General features: G+C 45.4%; 17 protein-coding genes and 2 pseudogenes. All 19 read right to left on the minus strand.

Annotation, left to right across the window (positions count from 1 at the left end; genetic code table 11):
* Positions 1 to 218: 218 nt before the first annotated feature.
* The 19 genes and pseudogenes from ACKTR2_RS02115 to rimP all read right to left on the minus strand — a co-directional run bounded on the left by ACKTR2_RS02115 (position 219) and on the right by rimP (position 19,060).
* Positions 219 to 617, minus strand: a complete 399-nt coding sequence (locus ACKTR2_RS02115; RefSeq protein ID WP_407882377.1) for a hypothetical protein — start codon at positions 615 to 617, stop codon at positions 219 to 221.
* Positions 618 to 724: 107 nt separating this feature from the next.
* Positions 725 to 1,480 carry an RsmE family RNA methyltransferase gene (locus tag ACKTR2_RS02120; protein WP_407882378.1) on the minus strand — a complete coding sequence of 252 codons (756 nt, stop codon included), beginning with the start codon at positions 1,478 to 1,480 and terminating at the stop codon, positions 725 to 727.
* A complete protein-coding gene (prmA, locus tag ACKTR2_RS02125; protein ID WP_407882379.1) occupies positions 1,477 to 2,427 on the minus strand; it encodes a 50S ribosomal protein L11 methyltransferase in 951 nt (316 codons plus the stop codon). The genes ACKTR2_RS02120 and prmA overlap by 4 nt, the downstream gene beginning before the upstream one ends.
* 4 nt (positions 2,428 to 2,431) lie before the next feature.
* A complete protein-coding gene (locus ACKTR2_RS02130; protein WP_407882380.1) occupies positions 2,432 to 3,484 on the minus strand; it encodes a zinc-binding alcohol dehydrogenase family protein in 1,053 nt (350 codons plus the stop codon).
* A 241-nt stretch (positions 3,485 to 3,725) separates the two neighbouring features.
* Positions 3,726 to 4,067, minus strand: coding sequence for a hypothetical protein (locus ACKTR2_RS02135; RefSeq protein WP_407882381.1), 342 nt, complete (start codon positions 4,065 to 4,067; stop codon positions 3,726 to 3,728).
* A 36-nt stretch (positions 4,068 to 4,103) separates the two neighbouring features.
* Positions 4,104 to 5,945 (minus strand): translation elongation factor 4, encoded by a 1,842-nt coding sequence (gene lepA / locus ACKTR2_RS02140; protein ID WP_407882382.1) that lies wholly within the window; start codon positions 5,943 to 5,945, stop codon positions 4,104 to 4,106.
* 313 nt (positions 5,946 to 6,258) lie between these two features.
* Positions 6,259 to 7,368 (minus strand): molecular chaperone DnaJ, encoded by a 1,110-nt coding sequence (gene dnaJ, locus ACKTR2_RS02145; RefSeq protein ID WP_407882383.1) that lies wholly within the window; start codon positions 7,366 to 7,368, stop codon positions 6,259 to 6,261.
* 120 nt (positions 7,369 to 7,488) lie between these two features.
* A complete protein-coding gene (dnaK, locus tag ACKTR2_RS02150) occupies positions 7,489 to 9,342 on the minus strand; it encodes a molecular chaperone DnaK (RefSeq protein WP_407882384.1) in 1,854 nt (617 codons plus the stop codon).
* A gap of 27 nt (positions 9,343 to 9,369) precedes the next feature.
* Positions 9,370 to 9,969, minus strand: coding sequence for a nucleotide exchange factor GrpE (grpE, locus tag ACKTR2_RS02155; RefSeq protein WP_407882385.1), 600 nt, complete (start codon positions 9,967 to 9,969; stop codon positions 9,370 to 9,372).
* 51 nt (positions 9,970 to 10,020) lie between these two features.
* The gene (gene hrcA / locus ACKTR2_RS02160) at positions 10,021 to 11,088 is read right to left on the minus strand and encodes a heat-inducible transcriptional repressor HrcA (protein ID WP_407882386.1); all 1,068 of its coding nucleotides are present in this window, start codon (positions 11,086 to 11,088) and stop codon (positions 10,021 to 10,023) included.
* A gap of 252 nt (positions 11,089 to 11,340) precedes the next feature.
* Positions 11,341 to 12,300, minus strand: a complete 960-nt coding sequence (ribF, locus tag ACKTR2_RS02165) for a riboflavin biosynthesis protein RibF (protein ID WP_407882387.1) — start codon at positions 12,298 to 12,300, stop codon at positions 11,341 to 11,343.
* A 38-nt stretch (positions 12,301 to 12,338) separates the two neighbouring features.
* The gene (truB, locus tag ACKTR2_RS02170; protein WP_407882388.1) at positions 12,339 to 13,247 is read right to left on the minus strand and encodes a tRNA pseudouridine(55) synthase TruB; all 909 of its coding nucleotides are present in this window, start codon (positions 13,245 to 13,247) and stop codon (positions 12,339 to 12,341) included.
* A 118-nt stretch (positions 13,248 to 13,365) separates the two neighbouring features.
* The gene (gene rbfA, locus ACKTR2_RS02175; RefSeq protein WP_407882389.1) at positions 13,366 to 13,728 is read right to left on the minus strand and encodes a 30S ribosome-binding factor RbfA; all 363 of its coding nucleotides are present in this window, start codon (positions 13,726 to 13,728) and stop codon (positions 13,366 to 13,368) included.
* Between the two features lie 45 nt (positions 13,729 to 13,773).
* Positions 13,774 to 15,666: pseudogene (gene infB / locus ACKTR2_RS02180) on the minus strand (translation initiation factor IF-2); the annotation flags it as partial.
* An 879-nt stretch (positions 15,667 to 16,545) separates the two neighbouring features.
* Positions 16,546 to 16,674, minus strand: a pseudogene (locus ACKTR2_RS02185) (translation initiation factor IF-2 N-terminal domain-containing protein); the annotation flags it as partial.
* 17 nt (positions 16,675 to 16,691) lie between these two features.
* A complete protein-coding gene (locus ACKTR2_RS02190) occupies positions 16,692 to 17,000 on the minus strand; it encodes a YlxQ-related RNA-binding protein (RefSeq protein ID WP_407882390.1) in 309 nt (102 codons plus the stop codon).
* Positions 16,997 to 17,299: an RNase P modulator RnpM gene (gene rnpM / locus ACKTR2_RS02195; RefSeq protein WP_407882391.1), complete on the minus strand. Its 303-nt coding sequence runs from the start codon at positions 17,297 to 17,299 to the stop codon at positions 16,997 to 16,999. The genes ACKTR2_RS02190 and rnpM overlap by 4 nt, the downstream gene beginning before the upstream one ends.
* 83 nt (positions 17,300 to 17,382) lie before the next feature.
* On the minus strand, positions 17,383 to 18,540 hold the full coding sequence (gene nusA, locus ACKTR2_RS02200) for a transcription termination factor NusA (RefSeq protein ID WP_407882392.1): 1,158 nt from the start codon (positions 18,538 to 18,540) through the stop codon (positions 17,383 to 17,385).
* Between the two features lie 37 nt (positions 18,541 to 18,577).
* Positions 18,578 to 19,060, minus strand: a complete 483-nt coding sequence (gene rimP / locus ACKTR2_RS02205; protein WP_407882393.1) for a ribosome maturation factor RimP — start codon at positions 19,058 to 19,060, stop codon at positions 18,578 to 18,580.
* Between the last annotated feature and the right edge of the window lie 56 nt (positions 19,061 to 19,116).

A 19,116-nucleotide genomic window follows, 5' to 3' on the forward strand; every position in this document is an offset into this window, starting at 1 on the left:
TATTTTAACCGAAACTATAAATTACACAATGCTAAAGTCTTATGCAGAACATGCGGCGGCCGTAAGTCGCTGCAAACAAAACGTATCTTGCCATCTAATTATTGTTCTCGAGGTTCCTGAAGGCGCAATCTAAAAGAGCAGATCCCTATCTCTCCAAAAAAGAGAAACAGGGATCTGCTGCATAAAAACTTTTGTTTTACCAGACAATGAGCATCTTCTCAGTGGTTAGCCATTAAATCTTCCAAAGCTCGCCCGTCACGTTTCTTCTTACTAGAATTAGTAACCGTCATCCCGCCTTGCTGACCATATGCAAAATAGCTCAAGCACAAATACCCAATCGCCAAATAGTAAGCATATTCGTGTGCATTCAGCTGAAATAGAAATGTAGCTGCGGCGAAAACAAATGGAAAAACCAGCAGTAACGAAACCCGTCGCTTCTTTCGGCCAATTTGCCAACCAATCGCCAGGGCGTAAAGCCCATTTAGACCTAACAACACCCACAGTACCTTGTGAAAAACGGACAGAGACGTTAAATTAGCGAGATAAGGCAGAAGTGCCCCAAAAACAATGCCTAGTCCCCAATACTCCCAACCACTATTTTGCTTAAAACGGGCCATACTGCCGCCGCCTTTCATCAAATTTTAATTATGCCGCTCATTATACCCACTTTTCACGGTAACGTCACGCACAATTACGGTGTTTTATCATTTTTTATCGTGATAATTTAATGAGCCATCATTTCTGTGGCAAACGAAACCGCACTTAATAAGTACAGAGGTGCCGTTTCAGTCCGCAAGATTCGTGGTCCTAAGCCAACCGGGTGATAGTTCACTGCCTGCAATGCCGTCACTTCATCTGGTGTCAAACCACCTTCCGGCCCAAAAACGACTGTTAAAGTTTGCTCTTCCGCAATGGTGGTCAACACTTGTGCTAAATGTGTCTGTTCTCCGGCCTTCGCAGATTCTTCCCAGGCCACCAGACCAATATCTGTTGGCAATTCGTCAATCTGAGATAACTGATCTAAATAATGTACTTCTGGCACCATCAAGCGATGCGCCTGTTGGGCAGCATTCAGCGCAATTGTTTGTAATCGTTGGCGTTTTTTAGCCACTTTATTGCGCCAATCAGCAATTGACCAAGTTGTTTTGACAAACACGATTTCGCTTGCCCCTAGCTCCGTCGCTTTCTGCGTGATGAAGTCAGCTTTGTCTCCCTTTGGCAAGCCACACACTAAACGAACATGGATTGGTAATTCAACCGTTTGTTCTAGTTGACGCTCAATGGTCATGATGGCCCGATGATGCTCGAGATCAAGCGAACTAAGCTGAGCTAAAAACAATTGTTGCGTTGGGGTCACAAATTCAGCCGCTTGCCCGATCTGTGCCCGCAGAACTTGTACAAAATGATGATAGGTGGCATCATCCAATGCAAATTTTTTATCACGACCAAAATCAACTGGCAAAAAATAGCGTTGCATCATTCATCCTCCGCCGGTTTACGCGCGATTATTCCGTACCATTCACCTTGTTGCAAAATCTGTTCGATTTTAAAGCCTTCAGCTTGCAGCTGCTTTTCAATGAGTTCATGTTTATCTTCAATAATGCCACTCACCAAGAAATGTCCGCCAATTGGCAACCTTGGCCACGCCTGTGGAATCAAGGGAACAATAATTTCTGCCAGAATGTTAGCGACAATGACATCAGCAGTTTGTGTCACTCCCGTTAGTAAGTTATTTACTGAAACCTCGACATCACGTGCCACCGGATTGAGAGCCAAATTACTGATCGCCGCATCAACCGCCACTTGATCCACATCATAAGCGAAGACCTTATGCGCACCCAGCAATTTGGCTCCGATTGACAGAACGCCCGATCCAGTCCCCACGTCGAGGACGGTTTCCCCACCGCGTAACGTTATTTCTAATGCGGCCAACATCAAGGCTGTCGTCGGATGTGTACCGGTTCCAAACGCCATTCCTGGATCAAGTGTGATCAATTTTTCATCCACTTGTTGGGGACGATATTTCTCCCAACTAGGCACGACCGTTAAATATCGGCTGACACGAACAGGATGATAGTATTGCTTCCAAGCGGTAGCCCAATCTGTTTCGGCCACTGGTTTGAGCGTTACCGCCCCCGGATTGGCATTTATACCAAAATTAGTCAACTGGCTGACCTGTCTTTTTATTTTTGGCAATAAATCTTCAATTTCGACAGTTTCAGGATAATAGGCGGTGACCAAAGCGCCACTTGCCACGTGTGGAATCTGTTGTTTATCCAACAACTCACCTGGAAATTCTGGTCGCAAAGCCATGAAATCTGCAGCGTTGTCAATGCTGGTTCCACTAGCACCTGCTTCCATTAAAATATTGCTCACTGCCTCCACAGCTTCATTTGTCGTATTGACAGTGATTCCTGTCCACTTCATGACATCAATTCTCCTCGTCTTTATTTAAACCTGTCTCACCATTGAAGGGTCCTGTCACAACGATCTTCCCGACCATCTGATTAGCTTCAACTAATTGGTGTGCTGCTCGTAAGTTTTGTGCGTTAATGCCAGTCGTTATCGCCTTGGTCAACGTGGTTTTTAACACATGCTCATCCATCAGATTGGCAATTTTTTCCAGCCACCGTCCTTGGCTAGCCAGGTCAACTTGATAGTCACTCTTGGCAAACATGTACTCCCAATCAAAACTGGCTGCTTTATTTTTAATCTGCCCCAAAGCTAATGGTCGCTGGTTTCCGACAATCGAAGCAATATGACCGAACGGTTTAATCAATTGAGCAGCCGTCTCAAAATACGCGTCCGTATTAAATAAAATCAAAATCGCATCAAAAAATTCAATGCCCGCAGCTTGTGCCTGAGGCTGCAATGGCTCACGATGATTAAAGACTTGAGTAGCCCCTAAGTGCTTCACCCAGTCAATCGTCTCTGCTCGCGAGGCCGTTGCTGTCACCTGCACACCGGCCCATGCCGCTAATTGAATTGCCATTGATCCAACACCACCCGCACCGTTGATAATTAATAATTTCTGGTCTTGATTTGCGTTGGCCTTAGCAGTGAAACCAATCTTTTCAAATAAAACCTCCGCGGCAGTCAGCGAAGTTAATGGCAGAGCAGCAGCTTGTGCATCCGTTAATGTTGTCGGAGCCTGCGCGACTAAGCGAGCATCAACAACTTGTTGTTCTGCGTTAGCCCCATCTCGACTTTTCGTCCCAGCATAATAGACCCGGTCATTCACGGCCACATTCGTCACATTCGCACCAGCCTGCAAGACAATTCCGGTAGCATCGTAGCCCAAAATTTTTGGTGCCGTTTCATCCGTTAGACCTTGGCGCAATTTTGTATCAACTGGATTTACCGAAACCGCCTTAACTTGAACTAAGACATCGTTAGCACCAATTTCCCCGACACTTTTGGTGGCGTCCACCATTGCTTTAGCATCGCCAATCGTTGATGTCGCAAAGGATTCAATAATTTTCATTTTTCTGTCCTCGTTTAATTGCATTTTCCAACGTCATAACCAACTCGCTATTAAGTTTATCCCCATTGTGACAAATATTGAGCAGAATTGCCATTTCAAACTGTTAATCAACAGGAATAACTTTTGTTTAGCCACCCCAGCTAGATCCTTGTGTCCGCCTGCTAGTGCTCTGTATCAACTTTATGTCAGTATAAAAAAAGATCAATCCACCAATGCACGGGATTGATCTAATCAGATTAAACTATTCTTGCACATTTTCATGCCGGCGGGCCGCTTCTCGACGAACTTGTTCATATCGTTCACGCCCGTCATCCGTCAAAATGTGATCTGCCAGATAAACCAACAGCTCATCCTCACTCGTGAAAATTCGCGGATTGTGTTGACCATGCAGGCGTAAATCAAATTCATCGATTTTTAGCCGACCAGTCCAACTGTGACTGTATTTCGTAATTAATCGATTGTTTAGTTTCTTTTTGCCAAAACGGAGGACGTACACGTGTTGTGGCACCATCAACGGCCGAATGTACGTCTTCTCATATCGAAATTGGTTTGCTTTTAAAAACGCTTTGGTCCTTGCTAGCACACACTCACCTCCCATATTTAGACAGTTTATGCCGTCCTACTTTGCTTTATGACTTTCTTCTTCATCAGTCTGCAATACCGCCATGAAAGCCTCCTGTGGGACATCAACCACCCCAACTGACTTCATCCGCTTCTTGCCGGCCTTTTGTTTCTCTAGTAACTTCATCCGCCGAGTTCGGTCACCACCGTAAAGGTGCGCTGTCACATCTTTTCGATAGGCCTTAATGTCAGAGCGAGCAACGACTTTAGCACCAATGGCAGCCTGAACCGGAATTTCAAAATTTTGACGTGGAATAATGTTTTTAAGTCGACCAACGATTAATCGACCACGATTCGCCGCAAATTCCCGTGCCACAATAAAGCTCAACGCGTCAACGCGATCACCATTAAGCAAAATATCAATCTTCACCAAATCACCGACGCGATAGCCAGCCAACTCATAATCTAATGAGGCATATCCTCGCGTACTACTCTTCAGCCGATCAAAGAAATCAAAAATTATCTCAGATAATGGGATGTAGTATATCACGTTCACTCGATTATCATCAAGATAAACCATCGTATCAAACTCACCACGTTTACGTTGGCAGAGTTCCATGACGGCGCCGACATAATCATTAGGCACCATGATTGTCGCCTTAACATAGGGCTCATTAATCGTTTTGATGTTGGCCGGCTCTGGCATCTCCGAAGGATTCTCCACGATCACCTGCGTTCCATCAGTCAAATCAACATGATAGGTTACTGAGGGGGCCGTCGTAATTAAATCTAGATTAAATTCGCGCTCCAGTCGTTCTTGCACGACATCCATGTGAAGCATGCCTAAAAATCCGCAACGAAAGCCAGAACCCAGCGCCTGTGATTTTTCGGGTTCAAACACTAACGCAGCGTCATTGAGCTGTAACTTCTCCAATGCTTCACGAAGATCATTATACTTGGCATTGTCCGTCGGATATAAACCAGCAAACACCATGGGGTTCATTTTACGATAGCCAGGCAATGCTGCGGCAGTCGGATGTTCTGCATTAGTGACTGTGTCCCCAACACGGGTATCGGCGATGTCCTTAATGGCAGCTGTGATATAACCCACATCGCCAGCCATCAAGATGTCACGTTTGATCGGTTTAGGCGAGTTCACCCCAACTTCCGTCACTTCATACACTGTGCCTGAATTCATCAAACGAATGTGATCACCAGGCTTAACCGTGCCTTCCATGATTCGCAAGCTTAACACAACCCCACGATAGTCATCGTAAATAGAATCGAAAATGAGGGCTTTTAATGGCGCGTTCACATCCCCGACCGGGGCAGGAATCTGGGTCACGATTTGTTCTAAAATATCTTCAATACCAATCCCACTCTTGGCACTGGCTAAGACTGCATTAGACGCATCAATGCCAATGTCTGTTTCAATTTCTTGGCGAACCACTTCTGGTTGTGCTGATGGCAAATCAATTTTATTAATAACTGGTAAAATTTCTAGGTTATTATCAATGGCAAGGTAAGTGTTAGCCAATGTTTGTGCCTCGACTCCCTGGGCAGCGTCAACCACCAACAGTGCCCCTTCACAGGCTGCTAACGAACGTGAAACTTCATATGAGAAATCGACATGCCCAGGCGTGTCGATGAGATGCAAAATGTAAGTCTCACCATCTTTAGCATGATAATGCAGTTCCACTGCGTTTAATTTAATGGTAATACCACGTTCACGTTCAAGTGGCATATCATCTAGGACCTGGTTTTGCATATCGCGCTTGGAGATCGTATCCGTTAATTCAAGGATTCGGTCAGCCAATGTCGACTTACCATGATCAATATGCGCGACGATAGAAAAATTTCGAATATGTCGTTGCCGTTCTTGCATTTCGGCAGGTGTCATGGCAAAACCTCCTTAATTATTTGGCCGCCTACGTAAGGTTCTGTGACCAATTTAGATGACTCACGAAGCAACTCTCCGGTTTCGTCATTGTTGACATCTTTAGTCTTGTCGCTTCAATACGTGAAACTCTAAACATTAATTATAACAGCACTCACCGACCCCGGCAAACATAATCTCCAGATGAGATGGGTACAAGTCAAGGTCTGGATTGTTGGGAGTACCATAAGACAAGACAACCCTTTTCCTGAATCACTCAAGAAAAGGGTTGTTTATGGTTTATTTCAGGTAAGGTCTCCATCAATTCAGTCAAACTTTAGTGTCGACCAAAAAGACCACCATGTCCATTAGGCATTTCTTCACCGCTAGCTTTTGCAAAATCCTTTAGGGCATCTCGCTGAGCTTTGTTCAATCCTTTTGGTGTTTGAACGTTCACCGTGACCCGTTCATCACCGTTACCATTACCACGCAGGCGTGGAACACCCTTGCCCCGTAATCTAAACGTCGTGCCGGTTTGTGTACCAGCAGGGATCTTTAACTTAACATTACCATGAACTGTTTTGACCTCAATCTCATCGCCCAACGCCGCTTGTGTGAACGACAGTGGTTGATCGAAATAGATATCTGTGCCATCACGTTTGAAATCTTGACTTGGTTGGACGGTAAAGACGATAAACAAATCACCGTAAGGACCGCCATTTCGCCCAGCTTCACCTTGGCCCTGTAACCGCATTTGTTGACCATCATCAACACCGGCTGGAACTTTTACTTCAATCTCATGATTTTCCGTCACATGACCATCACCATGACAGGTCGGGCACTTTTCTTTAATTTCCTTGCCTGTTCCGCCACAAACCTCACAAACCTGTTGTGACCGCATCTGCCCTAACGGCGTATTGCGGACAGTTTCAACGTAACCAGTCCCACCACAATTATGACAGGTAACCGGTGACGTCCCTGGTTTAGCACCACTACCACCACAAGTCTGACAGGTTGCCTCTCGGTCATACTTAATCGTGGTTTCTTTGCCAAAAATGGCTTCTTCGAACTTCAACTGCATGGAGTACTGTAAATCCTGACCTGGTTGTGGAGCCGTCGGATTGCGACGTGCGCTGCCACCACCAAACATTTGACTAAAAATATCGTCAAATCCAAAGCCCTGTCCACCACCAAAGCCGTCAAAGCCTTGACCGCCACCAAACTGTTGCCCGGCATCACCGTATTGATCGTAGTGCTGACGCTTTTGTTCATCGCCAATCTTTTCATAAGCGTCAGCAACTTCTTTAAACTTGGCTTCCGCATCTGGCGCCTTGTTCAAATCTGGATGGTACTTTTTTGATAATTTTCGGTAAGCCTTCTTGATCTCATCCTGAGATGCGTCCCGACCTACGCCGAGCACATCGTACGGGTCTCTTCCTTGAGACATAAACGAACCCCCATACCTATTTGTTTCATCGTGTCATGTGCGTAAGTGTACCACACCATTTTCTTAAGCGCACAAAGAGTCAAAGAGGCCGCAGCATCTTTGACTCTCTTGTAGTCGAGTTTACTTCTTGGCGTCGGGGTCAACTTCTTTGAAGTCCCCATCAACCGTGTCGCCATCAGCTGAGCCAGCCCCATTGTTATCACTGCTTGCGGCAGAACCGGCGTCACCGTCAGCCGAACCAGCATTTTGCTGATACAACTTCACTGTTAGGTCCTGGACAATCTTATTTAAGTCATCCTTCTTGGCCTTCATCTCTTCGACGTTGTTGTCATCTTGAGCTTTCTTTAAGGCATCGCGTGCGTCAGTTGCTTGCTTAACCTCATCATCAGAAACTTTGCCCTTTAATTCATCTAAGGTCTTGTCAACTTGGAACAAGAGTTGATCCACTTCATTCTTTAAGTCAGCTTCATCTTTACGGGCCTTATCGGCATCCGCGTTTTCTTCGGCTTCCTTCTTCATCCGGTCAATTTCTTCATCAGATAAACCAGAATTACTCTTGATCGTGATCTTCTGTTCCTTGTTTGTGCCAAGATCTTTGGCAGAAACATTTACAATTCCGTTCTTATCGATATCAAATGTTACTTGAATTTGAGGAATGCCGCGAGGAGCAGCAGGAATATCAGTCAACTGGAAGTTTCCTAGTGTCTTGTTATCGGCTGCCATTGGGCGTTCACCTTGTAACACGTGAATGTCAACGGCTGGCTGATTGTCAGCAGCTGTCGAGAAGGTTTGACTCTTGGACGTTGGAATCGTCGTGTTACGATCAATTAACTTCGTAAAGACGCCACCCATTGTTTCAATCCCTAATGACAGTGGTGTTACATCAAGTAGCACGACATCCTTCACATCACCGGTAATAACCCCACCTTGAATTGCGGCACCCAAAGCCACCGCTTCATCTGGATTGATCGAATGGTTTGGTTCCTTACCGGCAAGCTCCTTAACCGCTTCTTGAACTGCTGGAATCCGTGTGGAACCACCATTTAAGATTACTTCGTCGATGTCATTCATTGACAGGTCAGCATCACGTAAAGCGTTTTGAACCGGCGTCTTCGTCCGTTCAATTAAGTCGGCCGTCATTTGGTTAAATTGAGCTCGCGATAACGTTTCTTCCAAATGCAAAGGACCATTATCACCGCTAGAAATAAATGGAAGACTAATTTGTGCCTCATTAACACCGGATAAATCCTTTTTGGCTTTTTCAGCGGCATCTTTAAGTCGTTGCATCGCCATAGTGTCGCTAGACAAATCAATACCATTTTCCTTCTTGAAATTGTCAACTAGCCAATCAATAATCTTTTGATCAAAATCATCCCCACCAAGGTGAGTATCCCCATTGGTAGATAAGACGTCGAAGACCCCATCACCTAATTCCAAAATGGAAACGTCAAACGTACCACCACCAAGGTCATAAACAAGGATTTTTTCGTCTTTATCCTTCTTGTCTAAACCATAGGCCAACGCTGATGCGGTTGGTTCGTTGATGATTCGTTCCACCGTTAAACCAGCAATTTTACCAGCATCTTTTGTTGCTTGACGTTGGGCATCGTTAAAGTAAGCAGGTACTGTGATGACTGCTTGTTCAACTTTTTCGCCCAAATAATCCTCAGCAAAACCTTTGATGTATTGTAAGATCATTGCTGAAATTTCTTGCGGCGTGTACTTCTTACCTTCGATATCGACGGTGTAGTCCGCTTCACCCATGTGTCGCTTGATCGAACGAACAGTATTCGGGTTCGTGATTGCTTGACGCTTAGCGACTTCACCAACTTGGGTCTCACCATTTTTAAATGAAACAACGGAAGGTGTTGTCCGGTTACCTTCTGGGTTCGTAATAATCTTTGGCTGACTACCTTCTAGCACTGCAACAGCTGAGTTGGTTGTTCCTAAGTCAATCCCAATAATTTTTGCCATGTTTTTAAACTTCCTTATATATTAATCTTATTGCGCCACTACAACCATTGCTGGCCGTAAGACGCGATCTTTTAGCATATAACCCTTTTGAAGCACTTTGACGACCGTTTCGGGCGTTTGTCCATCTTCGGCTGGCGTGGTTTGCACAGCCTGATGTTTGGTCGGATCAAAGGGTTGGTTTAACGCCTCGATCTCAGTCACATTATTTTGCTTCAGCGCGGCCTGCAAATGATCGTAAACCATCTGTACCCCGTGTTGCAACTTTTTTGCAGCCTCGTCATCAACTTCTGTCGCCAATGCGCGCTCCAAATTATCCAGTTCTGGCACAACATCATGAGCTAACTGCTGCCCGTCATATTTCAATAAGGCAGCGGTTTCTTTTTGCTGTCGCTGCTGAATATTAGCAATTTCAGCCTGCGCCCGTAAAAGTTGATCGTCCTTTTCTTCTAACTGAGCTTGCAAGGTTTCAATGACTTGTTGCGATTTTTTTTCATCGCTCACAGGTTCAGCCTCAATTGGCTTCTTAATGTCTTTTGCACGCGGATCCTTGGCTTTTTTCGCAGCTGCTTCACTTTCAGCAGCAGTTTCATTTTTCTGGTCATCCGTTTGCTGTGATGTTTCAGACAAATGTGCCACCTCCATTCACTAAAAAATTTAATTATTAACTATGAATCTAACTCACCGATCAAGCTCCCGATAGTAATCAAGGAGTTTTGCAGCAAGCTCTTGACGGAAAGCGCCAATTAAACCGATCATTCGTGAATAAGGCATCCGCGTCGGACCCAAAACCGCAATCATACCGCGGCCGTGGGGACCCACATCATACGTCCCGGTCACCAAACTATAGTCCTTCAATAGGTCATTTGTAATCTCATCACCAATTTTAACCCGAACCTGATTATCTGGTGGGCTCAGGACGCTAGCAATATCTGTTGATGTATCAAAGAGTTGATACATCGATTTCAATACTTGTGGGTCTTGATCTGCCGAGAAATTCAATAAATTCAATCGACCTCCAACAAAGAACCGTTCCGTTGCGGCTTGATCGAGGACATGCCCTAAAATCTCCAAAAAACCGGTCGGCGTTTGCAAATACTGCCCGACTTGAGCCGGAATTTGCACCCGCAATTTCTCCATAATCTCCGGTAACTGTAAGCCGACAAGCTGGTCGTTGATTAAGCGCACAACTGCTTCCAGTTGGTCACTGGCAATATTGCGTGGAACCGTAAACGTCTGGTTGGCAACATCACCGTTATCGAGAACCATAATCGCCATGACCTGTCGATTTCCCAAAGGCACTAATCGAAATCCGCTAAGCCGAACATCGGCTTGTTCCGGTTTCAAGGTAAACGCCGTATAAGAAGTTAACTCTGATAACAAATTAGCTGACTCTTCAATAATCTCGTCAATCTTATTAAATGAACCGCCCAACTCGCTTTGAATTAACTGAATATCAGCGCGTTTAACCGCGTCATCACTCACTAAATGGTCAACATAGTAACGATAACCTAGTAAAGAAGGAACCCGACCAGAGGAAGTATGTTCTTTTTGAACATACCCCGCTTCTTCCAAAGCGGCCATTTCATTGCGAATGGTGGCTGAACTCACGTGGATCGGTAAATGGTCACTTAAACCTTTGGATCCGACAGCCGACCCAGTTTCTGTATACTCACGGACAATGGCTTGTAAAATTAATTTTTGTCGATCAGTTAACGTCTTAATCACCTCTTTTAGCACTTGTGCCATTTGAGTGCTAAGAACAATTACTAATATAACAACTTGGTCAAACAAAGTCAAACATAATTTCGCATTCCTAGCAGCGCCTTCCAATCAGCCTAACTCTAGCGAATGGCTCGGTTTACAAGGACTCGCGTACACGTAAAAGGACACCGTCTCAACACTGAGACAATGTCCATTGAAGCCAGTCTACTCACAGCTGCCAACTCATTTTAATTCGTCAAACTTCGCTTGATGCGCAGTGGTTCTGAAGAGCTCCAATCAAATCGTTAATTTAGGACCACCGACTTGATCGATAAATCGTTGGGTGTTAATGACATCCTGATCCAGCTGTTCAACCAGTGCCTCGGCACCGTCAAACTTAACCTGGTCGCGAAGATACCCTCCCCACGCAACTGTCACTTCTTCACCATAAATTTCTTCATTGAAGTCAAGCAGATAAATCTCATCCGTAACTGGTCGATGGGCCCCGAATGTTTCATTGCGGCCGATAGAGGCCATCCCTGCATGCCAATCGGCCCCTACTTTCAGCCAAACCGCATAAATGCCAATCCCGGGTAAACGTTCAACGGCGGGACCTTCGACATTTGCCGTTGGATAACCCAAGGTTCGTCCGCGCGCTTCGCCATGAATAACGATCCCGGTCGTTTGATAAGTGTACCCGAGTAACTCATTGGCATGGGCAACTTGACCGGCGTCAATTAATTCACGAATTCGTGTTGAACTGTCCTTCGCATGATCCATTGAGACCTGCCCGACTTCGACGACCTCAAACCGGTCGCGTGCATACCCTGGTAACTGTGCCATATTAGCCACCGCTTTGCGGCCATAAGTGTGGTCAAACCCAGCCACCACTGCCACTGCGTGTAAGCCAACCATATACTGATCGACGAATGCTTGCGGCGTAAGTGAAGCCAGCTTAGACGTAAAACTGACGCCATACACAATGTCGACACCCAATTGCTTTAACAAGTCCAACTTACGGTCGAAAGTGGATAGGTACCGAAATGACTCAGTTGACGTTTGATACACAATGGACGGGTGATGAGTATAGGTCAACACAGCCAATTTTGCATGACGAGCCGTGGCAATTTCCCGAGCACGCCTGATAACCGTCTGATGACCGAGATGCACGCCATCAAAAAAGCCCATGGCTAAAACAACATCACCAGTGGGAATTTGTTCTGCTCGATAGGGGTGGCGTAAATAGATGACTTCCACGATTTGACACCTTCATTAACAATATTTTTGAATTTCTGTTAAAGATGATTTGAAAACATTTTAAGCGGCTTGGCATGTCGCCGATCATCACTGAGCTGATATAAAGCCTTAATGTGCTGCTGATAACGTACAGATATGATTGGTTGGTCACCAAGAATAGTCGTGGGTAAAAAGCCACCATTCTGAACGATCTGCCATTGTTCATCACTTAATTCAACCACGGGATAATGCGAAAGTGCAACATCAATTGGAAACAAATGCTGCTCAATGCTGTGATCAGCTACCGCGTCGGCAATATCCGCCAATGTCAATGTCTGACTGAGTTCAAATCCACCACTTTTAAGGCGCGTTAGGTCACTCATGACTGCGGCCACCTCAAGCTGTTCACCCAATTGAACCGCCAGTGTGCGGACGTAAGTGCCTTTACCACAACCGATTTCAAAAGGAACCACCTGAGTATGTGCTTGCTCATCAAAGTAGCTCTGCCCAGTTTGCTTAAAATAATCTACATGAACGTGCCGAACTGGGCGTTCCACTTTTTCCCCAGCACGAGCGTATTCATAAAGTTTCCGCCCATGAATTTTGACAGCGGAATACATCGGCGGAACCTGTTCGATGTCGCCAACTAAGGCCCTCATGCCGATCAAAATTTGAGCATCGGTAAACGGTTGCGTGAGTGGCGTTTGCTTCACCACTGCCCCATCCAGGTCTTCGGTTTCCGTTGCATAGCCAAACGTAACTGTCCCACGGTAAACCTTGCCAGAATCCATTAAATATGGCACAACTTTTGTAGCCGCGCCAATACAGATCGGTAACACGCCATCCACATTAGGATCTAATGTACCGGAGTGCCCAATTTTTTTGATATGCAACAGTTTGCGAAGTTTAAACACGACATCATGGCTCGTTAGTCCCCGCGGTTTATTAATGGGCAAAATGCCTTCCATGACTGTAAACCTCACTTTATCAAGTTAAAAAATCGTCCGTTTAACAACCAAACAATTATAACCTAGTGATATGTAAAAAGCGACTGCCTTCAACAGACAGTCGCTTTTCTCGAAAAGATTATTCTCGTCCTTGCTGACGAAGCCCATTGATTAGTTCATCAATGTGACTTCCGTATTGAACTGAACGATCCTGTTCAAACGTAATTTCCGGCGTTTTATAAATACTCAGTCGATGACCAAGTTCGCCACGAATCAAACCGCTGGCCTTAGCTAATCCGGCCGCGGCTTTTTCGTTGTCGCTAGCTTTGTCAGACAAAATACTGTAATACAACGTCGCTTCTTGCAAATCACCTGTGACTGTAACGCCAGTAATGGTCACACCAGTCACTCGTGGATCGCGCACGCGCTTAAGCAGAATATCGGTCACTTCGCGTTGGATCTCTTGTTCTAGACGACCCACACGATAATGTTTATCGGGCATGTTTTCACCGCCTTATCTTACAATCTTATTAGAACCAATGACGATTTATTCAACGGGTACTTCTTTCATGACATAAGCTTCAATGACGTCACCAACTTTGATGTCGTTGTACCCGGTAATTGTCAAACCAAGATCAAAACCAGCTTTAACTTCTTTAACTGAATCCTTGAAGCGCTGCAATGAACCTAGCTTGCCCTCATAAATAACGACACCGTCACGAACTAAGCGAACGCCAGCATCGCGGCTGATGTAGCCTTCCGTAACCATCCCACCGACAACGGTTCCCACTTTGGATACCTTATAGAGTTCACGAACTTCAACTTGTCCCGTCACTTGTTCTTCGTAGACCGGTTCAAGCATCCCTTTCATTGCGGACTCGATTTCATCGATGGCGTTGTAAATTACGTTGTGTAGGCGAATATCGACACCATCACTATCAGCTTGAGACTTCGCTTGAGCGGTTGGTCGAACGTTGAAACCAACAATAATCGCGTTAGAAGCTTCCGCCAAAGTAACGTCACTTTCATTAATTGCACCAACGGCTTGATGAATGATGTTTACCCGAACACCATCAACTTGAATTTTCTGGAATGAATTAGCTAACGCCTCAACGGAACCTTGAACATCCGCCTTAATAATGACGTCAACTTCCTTCATTTCGCCTTCCTTCATGGTATCGAATAAGTTATCCAATGTCACATGGTTGGCATGAGAACGTTCCTCAACCTGTGCACGACTAGCACGCTCTTCACCGGCAGCCCGTGCTGATTTTTCATCAGCAAAGACGACAAATTTGTCACCAGCTTCCGGCACATCATTCATCCCGGTAATTTCAACCGGCGTAGCAGGTGTCGCCTCTTTAACCGCGCGACTGCGATCGTTATTCATGGTTCTGATTCGACCGTAGGTATTCCCGATAACGATTGGATCCCCAATCTTCAGGGTTCCTTCTTGAACCAGCACCGTCGCCACTGGGCCACGTCCCTTGTCAAGGCGAGCTTCAATAACTGAACCCAAAGCCCGCTGATCAGGATCAGCCTTTAATTCCATCAGGTCGGCTTGTAGCAGCACCATGTCGAGCAATTCATCTAAGTTCTTGTCAAACTTAGCTGATATTTCAACAAAGATTGTGTCGCCACCCCAATCTTCAGGAATGAGGTTATACTCCGCTAACTGTTCAATAACGTGGTTCGGGTTCGCCCCTGGTTTGTCGATCTTGTTAACTGCCACGATAATCGGTGTCTTCGCTGCTTGAGCATGGTGAATCGCCTCAATTGTCTGTGGCATCACGCCATCATCAGCAGCAACCACTAAGATCGTAATATCCGTGATATCAGCACCACGGGCCCGCATCGCTGTGAAGGCCGCGTGTCCTGGCGTATCGATAAAGGTAATCTTACGGCCCTTCAGTTCAACTTGGTAGGCCCCAATTTTCTGAGTAATCCCACCTGCTTCACCAGCCGTAATATGAGAATTACGAAGTTGGTCCAGCAGTGTTGTTTTACCATGGTCAACATGTCCCATAATTGTGACAACAGGTGGTCTTGGGACAAGCTTCGTTGGGTCAGTTTTTGCTTGTTCCTCAAAGAATTTATCAATATCTGCAATATCTTCTTGAGGTTTTTCTTCAGCACCAATACCGTAATCTGCCGCTAAAATTTCAATGGTATCTTTATCAAGACTTTGGTTTTGGTTAACCATTACGCCCAGCATAAATAATTTTTTAATAATTTCGGCTGGTTCACGATGCAAAATTTTGCCCAAATCTTGCGCATTCATCCCAACATCGTACATCAAGACTTCTGGTAGTGGCCGTTCTTTACGCGTTGAAACTGGCTTTGGCTGAGAAGTCTGGCGAATCCGCTGATTCTTCTTATTACGCTTCTGATGCTTTTGACCATACTGCTGTTGACCGCCACGACCGCCGCGACGGTTATTGCTGAATCGGCTACTTGGCGCATTACTACCAAACCGATTATTCGAATTATTGGACGAAGTATTTGATCGACCGTTCGTGTTCGTTGGCCGTGAAGAGGATGTTGACGGCCGTGATGACGTATTTTGATTACTTCGATTCGTCGTGGACCGATTATTATTTGTCGGCCGGTTTTGATTTGAATTGCGGTTCTGATTTGTACTACGATTTTGGTTCGAACTACGATTTTGGTTCGAACTGCGATTTTGGTTCGTATTGCGACTCTGGTTCGTTGAATGAGTCTGACCATTGCGATCATTTGGCCGATGTTGACTACTCTGAGCGGATCGGTTTTGACTATTGTGCGACCGATCGCTAGTTGACGTTGCCGGCCGATGTTGACGCGAATCAGTCTGGGTAGTACCACTAGTCGCGTGGCGCTGAGTCGTCTGTGACTGGTTTTGATTTGTCGCTGTTGCACGGCTAGTTTGTGACTGTGGCGCTGTTGAACGTGCTGTCGTCGCTTGAGTAGCAGTTGCCGATTTAACGGTTGCCGTTGTCGAAGCTGCAGCCGTAGATTTGGCCGCTGTTACAACTGACTGTGCCTGACTAGCAACAGTCGACGATTGTGATTTAGCTGGTTGGCTAGTTGCGCTAGCTGCTGATTGTTGTCTTTTACTTGGCCGATTGTTGGCCCGTGGGTTATCTAAATTCAATATACGTCCTTCACCATGCAAATTAGCCCCGTTACGACCAAAATTAGTCCGACGCCGATCTGGTTTCTTTTTATTATTAATCAAATGATGCACAATTTTACGCTTACCAGACTGCGCTTCAGTCTGATTTGCCGTTGCATCGCTACTCGTGGTTTGGGCAGGTTTAACTGCACCACGAATCGTTCTTTCTTGTTCATCTGTTACCGTTGCCATATGGTTGTTAAACGAAAGCCCTTTGTTAGCAGCGGTTGTTAACAGATCCTTGCTTGAAACGTTAAGTTCCTTCGCGAGTTCATAGATTCGCTTATTGGCCATCCTTTCACGCTCCTCATTTAAATTTGTGCTAGCAATTCGCGCATTTTCTTCGCAAAGCCAGCGTCATCAATCCCGATTGCAACTCGTTGCCGACCAGTTGCTTGACTCAGCTGAGCTTCAGTAAAAGCCATGCTGAACGGGATCTCATAGTAACTTGCTTTATCGCTTAGCTTTTTAAGTGAACTAGCCCCCATGTCATTGGCTAACCAAAGTAGGTCTAGCTGCTGTGCTTTAATTGCTGCTAAAACCATGGGTTCACCACTGACAAGTTTGCCAGCTCGCTGAGCCAAGCCCAATAAATTCATCAATTGTTGAGTTGGCGTCATTTGGCTTCATCACCAAACAATAACCGGCGGGCCTGTTGATGATCAACATAAGCAATCAATTCTTCATAAAAATCATCAGGCACTGTAATGCCAAATGCCTTATCCAATGCATGACCTTGTTGTGCCTTTTTAGCAACGTCTACGTCAATACTAACATAGGCACCACGACCATTTTGCTTACCGGTTGGATCAATTGCCAATTCATTCGCTTTATTTTTGACGACCCGGATCAAATTCTTTTTGGGCATCATTTCTCCGGTAACAATGTCTTTACGCATCGGAATCTTTCGTTGATGCATGTCACTACCCCCTTTTAAATCAGTTTAAACAACGTTAACCCTGATTTTAGTCGGTTCACGCAGCTGGTTTAACAACGAGCTGACTAATCATCGTTTTGTTCAGACGGTTCAGGTTGTTCAAAGTCAGGTCGATTGACCTCTTCATCCGTTCCCGCCTCAACATATTCTTGATCGGTTGCACCTTCGAATAGCGTCGCCGCTTCAGTTTCAGATTTAATATCAATCTTAAATCCAGTTAGTTTAGCAGCGAGCCGAGCGTTTTGGCCCCGCTTGCCGATTGCCAATGATAATTGATAATCTGGCACAACTACCGTGCAAGCCCGTTCGTTTTCAGAATCAAACACCACATCAACGACTTCTGCAGGATTAAGTGAATTGGCCACGTATTGAGCGTCATCGGCCATCCATTCCACAATGTCCATGTTCTCACCAGAAAGTTCGTTCACAATAGCTTGAACCCGTTGACCACGTGGTCCCACACAAGTCCCCACTGGGTCCAAATTAGGATCATTAGATTTCACGGCGATCTTTGCTCGATCCCCAGCTTCGCGGGCAATTGACATAATTTCAACAGTTCCATCGTAGATTTCCGGGACTTCTTCTTCAAACAACCGTTTCAATAGTTCCGGATGTGTCCGACTAACAAATACTTGGGGGCCCTTCGCGTTATTTTCAACTCGGGCCACGTATACTTTAATCTTGTCGTGCATCTTATAGGTTTCATTTGGCATCTGATCAGAATTAGCCATCACAGCCTCAACTGTGTTTGAACCACTTCCTAATGTGATGTACAGGTATCGCGTATCCTGACGTTCAACTTCACCAGTCACAACCTCGTCCATATATTGACTATACTCGTCATAGACAAGACTACGTTCAGCTTCGCGCACACGTTGCATAATCACTTGTTTAGCCGTTTGTGCCGCAATTCGGCCAAAGTTCTTGGGGGTTACTTCAAACTTAATTTCATCCCCAATTTCATAAGCCCGATTGATCGCTAGTGCGTCTTGCAAGCTCACCTGTTGCTGACTATCTTCGACGTCTTCCACAACTTTTTTAACGGCGTAAACTTTGATGTCACCCTTGCGCTCATCAAAATTCACTTCAACATTACCAGCCTGATTGTAGTTACGCTTGTAAGCTGACACTAACGCCGCTTCCAATGCTTCAATCACAACTGTTTTTTTAATGCCCTTTTCTTGTTCGAGAGCGTCTAAAGCTCCCACTAACTCTTTACTCATTTCGTCGTACTCCTTTAGCTACGATCACTAATTATAATTACAGTTGGCTAAAATCAATGGCCAAACGTGCACTTGCAATCGCCTTGCGGGTAATTGTCAACGTTTTAGCCACGCCCTTAACACGATAACGCAGCGTTAGCTCATCAGGCGTTAAGTCGGTTAAAGTTCCCTCAAAGACTTTCACCTTATCAATGGGCTGATAAAGCGAAATATGAATATACTGATTAACAGCACTTTCAAAATCCGCTTCTTTTTTTAATGGCCGCTCCGCTCCTGGAGAAGACACTTCAAGATAATAGGCTTGTGGAATGGGATCGGGCTGAGCGGCATCTAATTTCGCGCTCAATTCATCATTGACAAGAACACAGTCATCAATCGTAATTCCACCGGGTTTGTCAATATAAACACGCAGATACCAACTCTTACCTTCTTTGACAAATTCCACGTCTACGAGCTGAAATTGATGCTCGTCAACGATTGGCGTCACAAGTGTCGTGACCGCCTCTGTCACGTTACTCAAATCCGTCACCTCCTTAATTTTGCCCTGAAAAAAGAGCGAGCCGAAATCGGCTCACT

Origin of the sequence: Furfurilactobacillus curtus (assembly GCF_045862785.1) — a bacterium.
GTDB classification, from domain to species: Bacteria; Bacillota; Bacilli; order Lactobacillales; family Lactobacillaceae; genus Furfurilactobacillus; species Furfurilactobacillus curtus.